The organism is Hyalangium minutum, from assembly GCF_000737315.1.
Classification (GTDB): domain Bacteria; phylum Myxococcota; class Myxococcia; order Myxococcales; family Myxococcaceae; genus Hyalangium; species Hyalangium minutum.
The window spans coordinates 53,216-65,926 of the sequence record NZ_JMCB01000013.1 but is presented as its reverse complement, the minus strand read 5'-3'; the positions used below and the strand labels follow the sequence as shown (position 1 = coordinate 65,926).

The following is a 12,711-nucleotide window of genomic DNA, read 5'->3' as shown; positions in this document are numbered from 1 at the left end:
TCAGACGGGGGCAGCCTCGGTGGCTGGGGGCGCCACCTTCCACGTGGTGCCCGTGGGCGTGTCCATGATCTCCACGCCCTTCGACTTCAGCTCGGTGCGCACCCGATCCGCCTCGGCGAAGTTCTTCGCCTTGCGCGCATCGTTGCGCTGCGCGATCAGCCGCTCCACCTCGGCCACGTCGATGCCGCGCTCCTTCACGGCCCGATCCCGGTGGCGCAGCAGCCACTGGGCCGGATCGTCCTCGAACAGCCCGAGCACGCCCGACACCTTGCCGACGATCTCCCGCAGCGCCTGGAGCGTCCGCCCCACCAGCGCCTTGTCCTTCACCGGCGGCTTATCCACCAGTTCGTTCATCAGCGTGAAGAGGCCCGACAGCCCTCCCAGCGCTCCGGCGAAGTTGAAGTCGTCATCCATCACCGTCTCGAAGTCGCGCAGGAACTTCTCCGGCTCGCCGTGCAGCGGGCCCTTCCCGAAGTCCTTGCCCGCGACGCGCTCGTCCACCTTGCGCAGCGTCTCGTAGAAGTACTCCATGCGCTGCTCGGCGTCGGCGATCGCCTTCTCCGCGAAGTTCAGCGGGTGCCGGTAGTGCGTGGACAGGAAGAAGAACCGCAGCGCCTCCGCGTCCACCTTCACCAGCGCGTCGCGCAGCCGCACCACGTTGCCCAGCGACTTGGACATCTTCGCGCCTTCCATGTCCAGGAAGCCGCAGTGCATCCAGTACTTCGCGAATGGCTTGCTGTTGGCCGCCTCGCTCTGGGCGAGCTCGTTCTCGTGGTGCGGGAAGATCAGATCCAGCGCGCCGCCGTGGATGTCGAACGACTCGCCCAGGTAGCGCGCGCTCATCGCCGAGCACTCGATGTGCCAGCCCGGCCGCCCCTTGCCCCATGGGCTGTCCCACGCCGGCTCGCCCGGCTTGGCCGCCTTCCACAGCGCGAAGTCCAAGGGCTCGCGCTTCTGCTCGCCCGGCTGCACGCGCTCGCCCGCGCGAAGATCGTCCAGGTTGCGCTTGGACAGCTTCGCGTACTCTGGGTAGCGGCTCACCGCGAAGTAGACGTCCCCCTGGGACTCGTACGCCACGCCCTTGTCCACCAGCGTCTGGATGATGCGGAGGATCTCCGGCAAGTGCTCGCTCACCTTCGGCGAGACGTCCGGCTCCTTCATGTGCAGCGCCTTCGCGTCCTCTCGGAAGATCTCCACGAAGCGCGCCGCCAGGGCCACCGGCTCCTCGCCCGTCTCCTTCGCTGCCTTGATGATCTTGTCGTCCACGTCCGTGTAGTTGCGCACGTACGTCACCCGGTACCCCCGGTACCTCAGGTAGCGGACGATCACGTCAAAGGAGGTAAAGGTACGCGCGTTCCCCACATGAATGTAGCTATATACAGTGGGACCGCACACGTACACCCGGACAGCGCCCGGCTCGAGCGGAACGAGGGGTTCCTTCTGCATCGTCAGCGTGTTGAAGAGCGTGATCGACGGCTGGGCCACGGGCTGGGTTCCTCCAGGCGAACAGTGAACGGACGGCCGCACTCTAGGCTCCTGAATGTGGCACAGTCAGCCACCTTTCTGGGAGAATGGGGACAGGTATGGCTCCCTCCAATCCTAAACGTCCTCCGCGCCCTCCCCGACCGCCGGGCGCGGCGGCGTCCAAGAAGGAGGACGTGGAGCTGCCCTTCGATGACGACGAGGTCGCTCCGCTGCAGGAGGACGATCCGCGTCCGCAGCGCGTGCCTCAGTTCCCCGCGGGCAGCCGCCGCACGGGGGCCCGGCGCACGGGCGTTCGCGAGGGCACCAAGGACCGCGAGCTGGCCACGCGGTTCGATACCCAGGAGTACTCGGATCCCGGCTACGTGCTGGCGTTCCTGTACGTGGAGAAGGGCCCGGGCGCCGGGCAGCTGATGCCCGTGAAGCAGGGCCCACTCATCATCGGCCGGGCCTCCGCGTGTGACTTGCGGCTGCAGCATCCGTCCATCAGCCGCCGCCACGCCCAGCTCATGCGCCAGGGCGAGCGCTTCACGCTGAGAGACCTGGGCAGCCAGAACGGCACCTTCGTCAACCGCATCAAGCTCTCCGCGGACCAGGAGATTGTCGTCGGGGACGAGATCTCCCTGGGCAACGCGGTGCTGAAGCTGCGGGGCCCGGGCGCGCCTGCGGAGAAGGAAGCGGCGCCCTCGGTGGTCACCGAGACCCGCACGGCACCGGCGTCACACACCCGCCGCCGCATGAGCCTCTCGCGCGTCGCGCTCATAGCGGCGGCCGTGGGCTCGGGGGTGGCGGCGCTGCTCACTCTCGCATTCCTGAAGTTCTCGGGCCCGGCTCAGCGCAGCCCCTCGCCCGCGCCAGCCCCGTCCACCGAGAGCGCTACGCCTCCCGAGGCCACCGCTCCAGCGCCGCAGGCCACGGAGTACGTCCCTCCGCCTTCCGCCAACGAGGAGGAGCAGACCGCTGCGCCCCAGGAGGAGGTGGTGGCCGAGGAATCTCCTCGAGCGCTCAAGCCCCTCAAGCCTTCCCAGGGACCCCGAGCCTCGTCCGTGAGCGCGAAGCCCCTGGCGTCCCGGAAGGGCACCAAGGCGAGCACCAAGGCCGCCACCGCTCGCTCGGAGGACTCGGCGCCCTCGAGCGCCGCTGAGAAGGCCCCCGCCCCTGCTGCGGCTCCTGTGAGCCGTGACGCGGTCCTCTCGCTGTACGAGTCCGGAGATGTGGCCGGCGCGCTGAATCTGGCCCGCAGCGGACAGCTCGAGCCGCTGACCAAGAAGCTCTCTGAGTTCCAGAACGCCCGTGACGCCGCCCAGAAGGCCCTGGATGCGAAGGACTCGGCCCGGGCCATTCAGAACCTCGCCACCGCGCTGGCCGTGGATCAAGAGCTGTCCCAGGGCTGGGCGAAGCATGTGCAAGCGATCCGCAGGCAGGTGGGCAAGCTCTACACCCAGCTGGGCCAGGATCAGCTGAAGGCCAAGGACAAGGCCGCCGCGCGCGAGTCCTTCGAGATGGCCCTCAAGTACGATCCCTCGAACACGTGGGCCAAGACAGAGCTGCAGCAGCTCAACGGGAAGTAGCCCCGCCTTCGTCCCCGTTCTTCGAGGCCGTGGGCCGGCGCAGGTTCTGCACCAGGAACAGCCCGTTCGCGGCGATGACGAGCACCAGCAGCAGCGTCACCACCAAGCGCCCCAAGTCCTCTCCGGGCCGCTGTCCCTCGATGATGATCCACAGGCGCCCCTGCAGCGGCTGCACCTCGCCCTTCTCGCGCATCAGCTTGAATGCCTCGCTGTACCGAGAGGCGTCCTCCTCCGCGAGCAGCCGTCCTCGCACCGCGAAGGGCCGCTGATCCGGCTGAGGCGGCTTCCTCCCTTGGGACCACTCTTCTCCCGGCAAGGCGGGCCTGCGCACCAGGAACGGTGAGTCCCGGAGCCCCACCAGGACGAACACCGCGTCCCCCTCCCGCTCATAGGCGCCCTGAGTGGTGGGCACACCGTGAAGCTGCGCGTAGCGGTTGGAGACCCGCTCTGGATAGCGGTACTCGCCCTCGGCGCCCAGGGACAGCGGCGTGCGCGGCGAGAAGAAATAGCTCACCTCGCGCCACTGCATCACCAGCAGCGCAGTGGCCACGCCGATCCCCACCAAGGCCACCGGTACCCTCAGCGGGCTGCGAGGCCTCCGCGCTTGGCGGGCCTCCAGCTCGGCGATGCGCCGCTCGCGCTCCTCTCGGATGAGCTGCTCTTCGGACATGAAAAAGCCCCGGGTTCCTCTGAGGAGCCCGGGGCCGAGCATGCGCCAGCGGCGCTGCTTCTGCTAGGCGGTGATGTTGAAGATCTTCTTCAGGTCCGACTCGATCTCTTCCTCGGAGCAGTCCTTGGCCAGCGACAGCTCCTTGATCAGCAGCGAACGCGCCGTATCCAGCATCTTGCGCTCACCGAAGGAGAGATCCTTGTCACCCTTCAGGAGGTACAGATCGCGAAGCACCTCGGCGATCTCGAAGACGGAGCCCGTCTTGATCTTCTCCATGTACTCCCGGTACCGGCGGTTCCAGGTGGTGGAGTCGACGGAGATGTCCTTCTCCTTGAGGATGGAATAGACCTGCTTGACGTCCTCCTCGCTGATGATCTCGCGAAGGCCCACCGAGCCGACCTTGTTGATGGGGATCATGATCCGCATCCCGTTCTCCAGGATGCGCAGCACGTAGAACGACTGGCGCTGCCCGGCCACCTCGGTGTGCTCGATGCCCATCACCTCGCCGACCCCTTGGCCCGGATAAACCGCCTTGTCACCAGTCTTGAAGCTGGTCTGCACTCGTTACCGCCTCCTTGAAAATTCCGGCTCCGGCCTACGGACGCACGGCACTACTACCACAAACCACACGTTCCAGCAACGTTTCCGCCGATGAACTCTTGACCATCTCAGAACTGCCCTACTACCGTGTCGGATTTCATGCGCGCCGCCCACTGCTGTGGGTACCGCGCCGGGGATAGGACGGGCGGGGTAGGTTGTGGATCGTTATGTATGGGGCGACCTCTCGGCGCGCCCTCTCTTCTTTCCTGCATTAGCTGTGATGCTCGGTGCTGCGTTGAGCCCGTTGGGAACGGGCTCCGGAGGCTGGGTATTCCTGATCATCGCGGCTCTCATGAGTGCGGCCGTGCTATCGCTCGCTCGGTTGCCTGGTGCTCACCTGGTGTTGCTGGTGGCACTGGGAGTTGCGGGCGCGGGGCTCGGGGCGCTCGAGGCCCGCGTGGAGGTGCCGCCGGAGCTGATCAGCGGTGGATCCGTTATTTTGGAGGGAGAGATCGAACGGGTGGATCCGTTCGAGGACTCGACGCGGATCCACTTGGCGGTGGCTCGGGCGGGTGTGAAGGCCGACGCGACAGCTCCGGTCCGCTTCCGCGCGAGCCTCTACGTGCACGGTGCTGGGCCCACGCTGCTGCCGGGACAACGCATCTGGGCGGAGGCCAAGTTGCAGCCCCTGGCCCCTCCGGCCAACCCGGGTGAGAAGAACTTCACGGCGGCTCGCAGACGTCAGGCCTTTGTGTTTTCCGGCAGCGTGGTGGCGGGACGGCTGTTGGTGTTGTCGCCCCCTTCCACGGGGTGGCAGGCCATTGCGCGGACGCAGGAGGGGCTGTCCGCGGCGGTGCGGAGGCTGGCACCTTCGGAGGATGCGGCGGCGCTGTTCCTCACGCTCGCCGCGGGTCAGCGGGCGGCGCTGGATGACTCGCTGGAGGATGCGTTCTCGCGGAGCGGCCTCGCGCACGTGCTCAGCGTGAGCGGACTGCACGTGGCGGCGCTGGCGCTGATGACGCTTGCACTGCTGCGGCGATTGCTGGTGCGCGTGGGGATACGTTTCCGTGGCATCGAGGCACGGCGGGTGGCGGCTCCCGCCTCCGTGCCGTTTGTCTGGGCTTACGTTGTCTTTACGGGCAACCAGCCTCCGGCAGTGCGCTCGGCGGTCATGGCCACGGTGGTGCTGCTGGGGCTGGCCCTGTGGCGGCGCGCGGATGGGCTCAACAGCCTGTCTGCCGCGGCGCTCCTGCTGGTTATCTGGGCGCCCTCCAGCGTGGTGGATCTGTCGCTGCAGCTGTCTTTCCTCGCGGTGCTGAGCCTGCTGCTGCTCACGCCGGCGCTGCGTGCGGCTGTTCCCCTTGCGCCTCCGGATCCGAAGGAGGAGCGCAGGCTCATGCGACTCTGGGGGCAGGCGCGAGAGACCATCCTGGAGACGTTCGGAGCCAGCGCCGCAGTCACCGGAGCCAGTGTGCCTTTGGTGGCCAGCGCCTTTGGCCGTGCGAGCCTCGCGGGATTGATCTCCAACATCGTCTGCCTGCCCTTGTGCGGCCTGCTCACCGGATTCGCCGCAGGCGGTGTGGCGCTGTTCATCGTCTCACCGATGCTGGCCACTCCGGTGCTGTGGGCTGGGGCTTGGGTGTCCCAGCTGCTGATCATCCTCACGCGGTTCTTCGCGGCGATGCCGCTCGCCACCGTGAAGCTGCCCACGTTCGGGCCGTGGCTCACGGCGATGTATGCCCTGGGGCTCGCGATGTGGGCGCTCGGCAGGGGACGCTGGCGGCTCGGAGGACTGCTCACACCGGCGGCTTTCGTGATGGCCGTGCTGCTGCCGGTGTTCACACCTCAGCCGCCTCTGCGCATCACCTTCCTCTCCGTGGGCCAGGGAGACTCCATGGTCCTCAGCTCACGGGGACACCATGCGCTCGTGGATGGCGGTGGAGCGCCCGGTGGCGCGGACACAGGCCAGCGCTACGTCATCCCCTTTCTCCAGCACGAGCATATCGATCGGCTGGATCTCGCCGTCCTCTCCCACCCCCATCCGGATCATGCACTGGGGATGATCTCCACGCTGGCCGAGGTGCCCACGGACCGCCTCTGGCTACCCGCGAGCAGCACGGATGGCGCCCTGTCCCGGAAGCTCATCGCCGCGGCCGGTGGCGCCAAGGTCGAGGAGGTCCAGGCCGAGTGGCCCTCGTTCCAGCTGGGCGAGGCCACGCTCGAAGTGCTGGCACCTCCCCTCCCCGAAGATCGCGAGCTGCTCGAAGGAGTGAATGACCGCAGTGTGGTGCTGCTCGTGCGCCATGGCGACGTCACCGTGCTGCTGACGGGCGATGTGGAGGAGGCCGGTGAGGAATTGCTGCTCGACCGCCTGGGGCCCGTGACGGTGCTCAAGGCGCCTCACCATGGCTCTCGCACGTCATCCACTGAACCCATGCTGGCGCGGACCCAGCCCAAGTACGTCGTCTTCTGCGTGGGGCTCCGCAATCGGTTCGGCTTCCCTCACCCGGAGGTTTTCGAGCGCTACCAGTCCCTGGGCAGCGAGTGCTTTCGTACGGATCTGGACGGTGCCGTTACCCTGGAGAGCGACGGCCGTCAGGTCCGCTTGCATGGCTACCTGACACGCGAGAAGCCGCGTTCCACTTCCCCCGTTGCCCCAGTCGCCCACCATCCCCAGCCTTGAAGGGATGATCTCGGATGATCTCGATTTGAGGCAGCTGACTGAGGACTTGAAGGGCGCACTGGGACCTGGTGAGCCCGTAGGCTACTTGCGCGGCAAGTCCATGATGCGGGACATGCTCGTGCACATGAAGGGCTTCTCCGAGCTGGAGTCCGAAGAGCTCATCGACACCCTCGAGCTCCGCGGCTTCCTTCGCTTCCTGGGGGACCCCTCCGAGCGCTCCGTCGCGGACGCGCACTGGGAGATCACTCCCCACGCCTAGTCGAAGGTCAGCCAGCCGAAGCGCGGCAGCGCGTGGAAGTCTCCCACGAAGACCGGGGAGAAGGATTGGCCCTCGACGTTGGTGCGCCCCAGGTGCTCCAGCCGGTACAGGTTGAAGCGCCAGCGGTCGCCCTTCTTGGGCGGCACGTTCGGCACCTCCGCCAGCCGCGCGAAGGGGATCTGCAGCTCCACCGTCCAGCGCTCGTCCCGATCGGAGGGGTCGTCGATCGTCCCCTTCACCTTCACCGCCGTCTTCATCCCCGAGTCCCAGCCCGTGTCCATTCCCTGCCTCCGGGCCGGGAAGTACGCGTCGAAGATGACGTTGTGCGGTGACACCTGGAGTTCGTTGTAGGTCCTCCCGTTCGCGTTGGCGTCGAGGAAGATCTCCACCACCTCCTGCTCGTAGATGGGCTCGTCCCGCTTGAGCAGCGTGCCCCAGATGTCCGGATCCTCCGCGTCGAAAGAGACGTAGAGGTTCGCATCGTCATAGGTCAGCCGAGCCTCGGTGCGCAGAACCACGGGACGGCCGTCAAAGCTGCCCTGCAAGACCGCCACAGGGGCCGACTTCCACGCCTCGTCGTCCAGCACCCCGTCGATGACCGGCGGCTTCTGGGCTCGAGGGGCTTTGTACTCGGGGAGCTCTGGCGCCTTGCCGCCCAGCTCCGGCCCGATCATGCGGTTCTGCCCATCCTGAGCCCTCGGGTCGTCCACCGGCAGGCGCTGGTCGTCGCGCCAGAATCCAAGCACTACCCGCGCGGCGGCTTGCGGCAGCTGGATGGCATGCGTGTCCTCGATGATCTTGCCCACCGGCCACGTGCCGAGCGGCGCCAGGCCATTCTGGAACTCGTGGTCCGCGTTGATCAGCATCTGCCCGGTGGACGGATCAATGATGTGGACGAAGAAGCCATATCCGGGTGGAACCTGGCGCGCCGCCTGGAAGTAGTGCGACAGCGTCACCTGCTGGCCGGGTGTGGCCTGGGCCGGGGTTACCCGAGAGCCCAAGTAGACGATCGCCCCGCCGGCAAACGTGGCCCCACTGCGGAACGTGAGGTCCCCCGGCACAGTGTCCAGGGTGCGAGGCTGCAGTTGCTCGACGGTGGGCATCTTCTGGGTGCGCGGGCGCGGGCCCGCCTGCTCATCCCGGCAGGCCACGAGGAGGAGCATCGATAACGTCAGCAGGGGAAGGACGAACGGTCGGGGGAGGCCCATCGGCGCCGGAATCCTAACGGAGTGGCCTCGGTGGGTGCAGAAAACCCCGGGGCTGGCCGTGCTGCCCGCAAACTGGTCTGACAAGCAGACCACTTGGGCTGGAGTGCGAGGGGAGACTGGGGGTGAAGCGTCTCGCGACGGAGACGGTCCGTCCACGGCCATGGACGGTCGGTGGGGGCGTTTACGAGCGGACCTGGGTTGGCATCAAGGTTGCTCAGTCCCGACGCATGCACTTCGAATTCGAGCACTTGGGAACGGCCACTCCGTTCGAGCTGACCGACGGCCAGCACCTGCTGGGAGGAGGCCCCAACGACCATGTCCGGCTGGAGGCACTGCCTCCCAGCTTCCTCAAGCTGACCATTGAGGGCTCTCGCCTGACAGTGGGGACCTCGCAGACCTTCACCGTGAATGGCGTGCTCGTTCCGCCGGGAGTGCCTCGGCTGGTGCTCCCCGGCGAAGTGGTGGGGTTGCCCGAGGACATGCGCCTGAAGATCCTCGACTCCTCGAAAGGAGGCTCTCGGGGAATGGGCACTGTGGCCGTGCTCAAGCACCTGCTCACCGATGGTGATGGCCTGGTCCGCTCTCGCGCCGCCACCCTCACCTGCCTCACGGGCCTGGATGTGGGCCGCACCTTTCCTTTGGCCGAAGAGAAGACCGACATCGGCCGCGGAGCCCAGATGACCTTCCGCTTGAGAGACCGAACCGTCTCGCGCTCTCATGGCCGCGTCTTACGTCAGGGCGCTCAGTTCACCCTCGTGGCCCTGAACAGTCCCAATGGCGTGTACCTCAACGGCCGCCGTGTACAGGGATCCGAGCTGCTCTCGGATGGGGACGTCATTGAGATGGGGAAGACGCTCCTGCGCTTCCAGGCCGCCGTGGAAGAGCCGCCTCCAGCCTCCGAGCCCTCTGCAGACTCTGAGCCCGCTCCGCTGCCCGCCGAGCTTTCAGACATGTCCCCACCGCCCATGGCTGAGACCGCCCATCAGCCGTCACTGACCGAGTGGTGGCTCATCGGCCTGGGCGTGGCGTCAGCCGTGGCTGGAGTGCTCGTGACGTATGCGCTGGTAGGGTGAAGCCTATGGGCCTCGGGTCAGACCGGCCTGAGACCCGCTCGCTCCACGAGCAGCGCCGCGAGCCGCTGGTGGTGCGTGAAGAAGCTCGTGAAGTGCACCAGGCCACCACCCGTGTCCCGGATGGCGTACACCGTGACTGGACCCGGCAGCACGTCCACCTTGCGGATCTCCTTGAAGGAGAAGCGCTTCGTGCGCACCATGCCCCGGTAGGTGATGCCTCCCGCGTCCACCACGATCCGCGTCCGGGCGTAGTACATCACCGACACACCGAAGAAGACGACGAAGAAGATCACCGCCAGAAATGTCTTGAGCGGGACGCCCTCGAAGCTCAGCAGGTACACCAACACCATCACCCACAGCAGCCCCGCAGCCGCCATCAGCGCCGCGAGCACACGCCGAGGACGAAACACCTGCCGGCCCGCAGCTTCGGAATTACGCCCGTCCATGCAGACAAGCTAAGGCACGGGTGTGACATCCGCCACCCATCCCTCAGCGGATAACGTCTGCATATTCAGCGCAGGCGCTCGGCGTTCTGCCGTGCCTCGGCCTGGAGTTCGGGCCGCACGTCTTTGGCCGTCGAGGTGGCATAACGCTCGTAGCTGGCGCGCGCCTCCGCGCTCCGCCCGAGCATCCGGTAGCTCTCCCCCAGCCCATACAGCGGTGAGGCCATGTCCGGTGCCAGACGAAGTGCGTACTCGTAGTCCACCGCCGCCTCTGCGTACCGGCGCAGGCCAATGTAGGCACTCCCACGCGCGATGAAGGCCACCGCCAGCGTCGGCTCCAACTGGATGGCCTGCGTGAGGCTCTGCAGCGCTCCCGCATAGTCCCGCGCCTGGATGCGCTGAACTCCCTGCTCGTAGGCCCCGCGCGCCTGGGTGCGCGTCGTGTCCGCCAGCGGCCCGAAGCCGGGAGCCACGCCCTGTGCCTGCGGAGAGCCCCCCTGCTGCGCGATTCGCCCCTGCGCCTTGGCCACGTTGTCCAGCGCGCTCTGGCGGATGGCCGCGTCCTGGGTGGAGCCCGCCGCACGGCTCCAGTACTCCACGGCTTGAGCGTAGTAGCCCAGCACCGCCAGTGCGTTCCCCAGTTTGAAGAGCGCCTCCGTGTTGAACGGATCCGCGTGCACCGCGTCCAAGTAGGCAAAGGTCGCTTCGCGGTACCGGCGCTCCTTCATCAGCGCATCGCCATCACGCGCCCGGGTGATGGAGAGGTTCCGGTTCAGCTGACTGGCTGGGATGAGGGGGGCGGGAGCAACGGCCGGGCCCGCCGCAGGGGAGGCCGCGGGCGCCGGAGTGGCCACCACCGCCACAGCAGGGGCCGGAGCCGCAGGAGGAGCCGCAGCAGGGGCCGCGGTCTGGGCGCGCAGGGCCGTTACCTGCTCGCGCGCCTTCTCCACCCACTTCTGCTCGCTGGGGCGCTTCTCGCGCGAGACATAGGTCTCGTAGGCGGTGATCGCCTTGGCGGGCTCGCCCAGTTGACGGTAGCTCTCCCCCAGCCCGTAGAAGCCATCCGGATCATTCGAATCCAGCTGCGTGTAGCGCTCGTAGGCCCGCGCCGCCGTGGCGAAGTCCCCGGACTTGCGCGCCGCGTAGCCCAGGTTGAACCACGCCAGCTTGAAGTCCGGATCCGCCTCGGTCGCGGACTTGAAGAGCGCGATGGCCTCCACCGACTGGCCCTTCTTGAAGAGCACGCTGCCCAGGCCGTTGATCGCCGGTGCCCAGTTGGGCGTCGCATCCAACGCCTTGCGGTAGGCCGCCGCTGCATCGTCCAGCTTGTTCGCCGCGAGCGCCTTCTCCCCCTTCAGGAAGGCCGCCTCGGCCGGAGCCGACGGTTGTGCCGCGCCCAGGAGCGCGACCGTGAGACCGATGACGAGGCAACGGGCCATCATGGGTAACTCCTGGCTGTGTCAGCCGCGGAAGGGGTTCTGCAGGAGCACCGTCTCCCCGCGATCGGCTCCCACCGAGATGCACGTCACGGTCACGCCGCTGATCTCCTCCACGCGGCGCACGTAGCGCTTGGCGTTCTCCGGCAGCTCGTCGAAGGTCCTCACCCCCGCGAGCTTCTCGTCCCAGCCCGGCAGCGTCTCGTAGACGGGCTTCACCCTCGCCAGATCCTCGTAGTCTCCCGGCAGCTCGGTGATGCGATGGCCGTCCAGCTCGTACGCGTTGCACAGCTGCAGCGACTTGATTCCCGAGAGCACGTCCATCTTCGTCAGCGCCAGGCTGCTCAGCCCGTTGACACGCACCGCGTAGCGCAGCACCACCCCGTCCAGCCACCCGCAGCGCCGAGGGCGGCCCGTGGTGGCTCCGAACTCGTCTCCCACCTTGCGCAGCTGGTCACCCAGCGCGTCCGTCAGCTCCGTGGGGAACGGACCGCCGCCCACGCGCGTGGTGTACGCCTTGCTGATGCCCATCACCTTGTCGATCGTCGTCGGCCCCAGCCCCGAGCCCACTGCCGCGTTGCCCGCCACGCAGTTGGAGCTCGTGACGTACGGATACGTGCCGTGGTCCACGTCCAGCAGCGTGCCCTGCGCGCCCTCGAAGAGGATGCGCGCGCCCCGGGCCACCTGCCCCGCCAGGAACAGCGATGCGTCCCCCACGTGCGGCCGCAGCCGGTCGCCCAGCGCCGCGTACTCCGGGGTGAGCTGCGTGGAATCCAGCGCCGGCACTGGCTCGTTGGCCAGCCGGCACAGCTCCTTCAGTTCCTCGAGCGCCGCCGGCAACCGCTCCTCGATGCGCTTGCGCAGGCGCTCGGGCTGGAGCAAGTCGCGCACCCGGATACCCCGGCGCGCCACCTTGTCCTCGTACGCTGGGCCGATGCCCCGGCCCGTCGTGCCAATGGCGCTGCCGCCCCGCGCCTTCTCGCGGAACATGTCCAGCTGCTTGTGCCACGGGAAGATGACGTGCGCGTTGTCCGAGATCATCAGGTGCGAGTCCTCCTTCAGGAAGCCTCGCGCCTTCAGCGCGTCGATCTCCTTCACGAGCACCGACGGATCCACCACCACCCCATTGCCGATGACGCACGTCTTCCCGGGATGGAGGATCCCCGATGGAATCAGGTGCAGGACCGTCTTCTGGCCCCCCACCACCAAGGTATGGCCCGCGTTGTTGCCTCCCTGAAAACGCACCACCACCTGGGCGTGCTCCGTGAGCAGGTCCACGACCTTGCCCTTGCCCTCATCTCCCCACTGCGCTCCGACGACGACGACGTTCGGCATGATGAGGCCGC

11 protein-coding genes are annotated in these 12,711 nt (G+C 67.4%); 4 read left to right on the top strand and 7 right to left on the bottom strand.

Features of this window, described 5'->3' with window-relative positions; all coding sequences use genetic code 11:
* Positions 1-1,485: a cysteine--tRNA ligase gene (gene cysS / locus DB31_RS29080; RefSeq protein ID WP_075306263.1), complete on the bottom strand. Its 1,485-nt coding sequence runs from the start codon at positions 1,483-1,485 to the stop codon at positions 1-3.
* A gap of 173 nt (positions 1,486-1,658) precedes the next feature.
* Between cysS and DB31_RS46065 the strand changes: the two genes are divergently transcribed.
* A complete protein-coding gene (locus DB31_RS46065) occupies positions 1,659-3,053 on the top strand; it encodes an FHA domain-containing protein (protein ID WP_240486941.1) in 1,395 nt (464 codons plus the stop codon).
* Here DB31_RS46065 and DB31_RS29070 read toward each other — a convergent pair.
* Together DB31_RS29070 and DB31_RS29065 are read right to left on the bottom strand one after the other, a co-directional pair.
* On the bottom strand, positions 3,040-3,723 hold the full coding sequence (locus tag DB31_RS29070) for a hypothetical protein (RefSeq protein ID WP_044193522.1): 684 nt from the start codon (positions 3,721-3,723) through the stop codon (positions 3,040-3,042). The two genes, DB31_RS46065 and DB31_RS29070, sit on opposite strands and share 14 nt — an antisense overlap.
* Before the next feature lie 63 nt (positions 3,724-3,786).
* Entirely contained in the window at positions 3,787-4,284 is a 498-nt protein-coding gene (locus DB31_RS29065) for a CarD family transcriptional regulator (RefSeq protein ID WP_044193521.1), read from the bottom strand.
* 196 nt (positions 4,285-4,480) lie between these two features.
* On the opposite strand from DB31_RS29065, the gene DB31_RS29060 reads away from it, so the two are divergent.
* Entirely contained in the window at positions 4,481-6,946 is a 2,466-nt protein-coding gene (locus DB31_RS29060) for a DNA internalization-related competence protein ComEC/Rec2 (protein WP_044193520.1), read from the top strand.
* Positions 6,947-6,950: 4 nt separating this feature from the next.
* Complete coding sequence (locus DB31_RS29055; RefSeq protein WP_044193519.1) at positions 6,951-7,205, top strand: hypothetical protein; 255 nt, start codon at positions 6,951-6,953, stop codon at positions 7,203-7,205.
* Here the strand turns inward: DB31_RS29055 and DB31_RS29050 are convergent.
* Positions 7,202-8,413 carry a carbohydrate-binding family 9-like protein gene (locus tag DB31_RS29050; RefSeq protein ID WP_044193518.1) on the bottom strand — a complete coding sequence of 404 codons (1,212 nt, stop codon included), beginning with the start codon at positions 8,411-8,413 and terminating at the stop codon, positions 7,202-7,204. The genes DB31_RS29055 and DB31_RS29050 overlap by 4 nt on opposite strands.
* 227 nt (positions 8,414-8,640) lie before the next feature.
* Here DB31_RS29050 and DB31_RS29045 point away from each other — a divergent pair, with 227 nt between their 5' ends.
* Positions 8,641-9,486 (top strand): FHA domain-containing protein, encoded by an 846-nt coding sequence (locus tag DB31_RS29045; protein ID WP_044193517.1) that lies wholly within the window; start codon positions 8,641-8,643, stop codon positions 9,484-9,486.
* A 17-nt stretch (positions 9,487-9,503) separates the two neighbouring features.
* Here the strand turns inward: DB31_RS29045 and DB31_RS29040 are convergent, their stop codons facing one another.
* The 3 genes from DB31_RS29040 to DB31_RS29030 form a co-directional block, all read right to left on the bottom strand.
* The gene (locus DB31_RS29040) at positions 9,504-9,932 is read right to left on the bottom strand and encodes a PH domain-containing protein (protein WP_044193516.1); all 429 of its coding nucleotides are present in this window, start codon (positions 9,930-9,932) and stop codon (positions 9,504-9,506) included.
* Between the two features lie 65 nt (positions 9,933-9,997).
* On the bottom strand, positions 9,998-11,371 hold the full coding sequence (locus DB31_RS29035) for a tetratricopeptide repeat protein (protein WP_044193515.1): 1,374 nt from the start codon (positions 11,369-11,371) through the stop codon (positions 9,998-10,000).
* 18 nt (positions 11,372-11,389) lie between these two features.
* Complete coding sequence (locus DB31_RS29030; protein WP_044193513.1) at positions 11,390-12,700, bottom strand: adenylosuccinate synthase; 1,311 nt, start codon at positions 12,698-12,700, stop codon at positions 11,390-11,392.
* Positions 12,701-12,711 lie beyond the last annotated feature (11 nt).

What these genes read in the sequence shown, in the direction of transcription:
- DB31_RS29070 (WP_044193522.1), bottom strand. Translation starts at nt 3,723, where the DNA reads ATGTCCGAAGAGCAGCTCATCCGAGAGGAGCGCGAGCGGCGCATCGCC.
- DB31_RS29055 (WP_044193519.1), top strand. Translation starts at nt 6,951, where the DNA reads ATGATCTCGGATGATCTCGATTTGAGGCAGCTGACTGAGGACTTGAAG.
- DB31_RS29050 (WP_044193518.1), bottom strand. Translation starts at nt 8,413, where the DNA reads ATGGGCCTCCCCCGACCGTTCGTCCTTCCCCTGCTGACGTTATCGATG.
- DB31_RS29045 (WP_044193517.1), top strand. Translation starts at nt 8,641, where the DNA reads ATGCACTTCGAATTCGAGCACTTGGGAACGGCCACTCCGTTCGAGCTG.
- DB31_RS29040 (WP_044193516.1), bottom strand. Translation starts at nt 9,932, where the DNA reads ATGGACGGGCGTAATTCCGAAGCTGCGGGCCGGCAGGTGTTTCGTCCT.
- DB31_RS29035 (WP_044193515.1), bottom strand. Translation starts at nt 11,371, where the DNA reads ATGATGGCCCGTTGCCTCGTCATCGGTCTCACGGTCGCGCTCCTGGGC.
- DB31_RS29030 (WP_044193513.1), bottom strand. Translation starts at nt 12,700, where the DNA reads ATGCCGAACGTCGTCGTCGTCGGAGCGCAGTGGGGAGATGAGGGCAAG.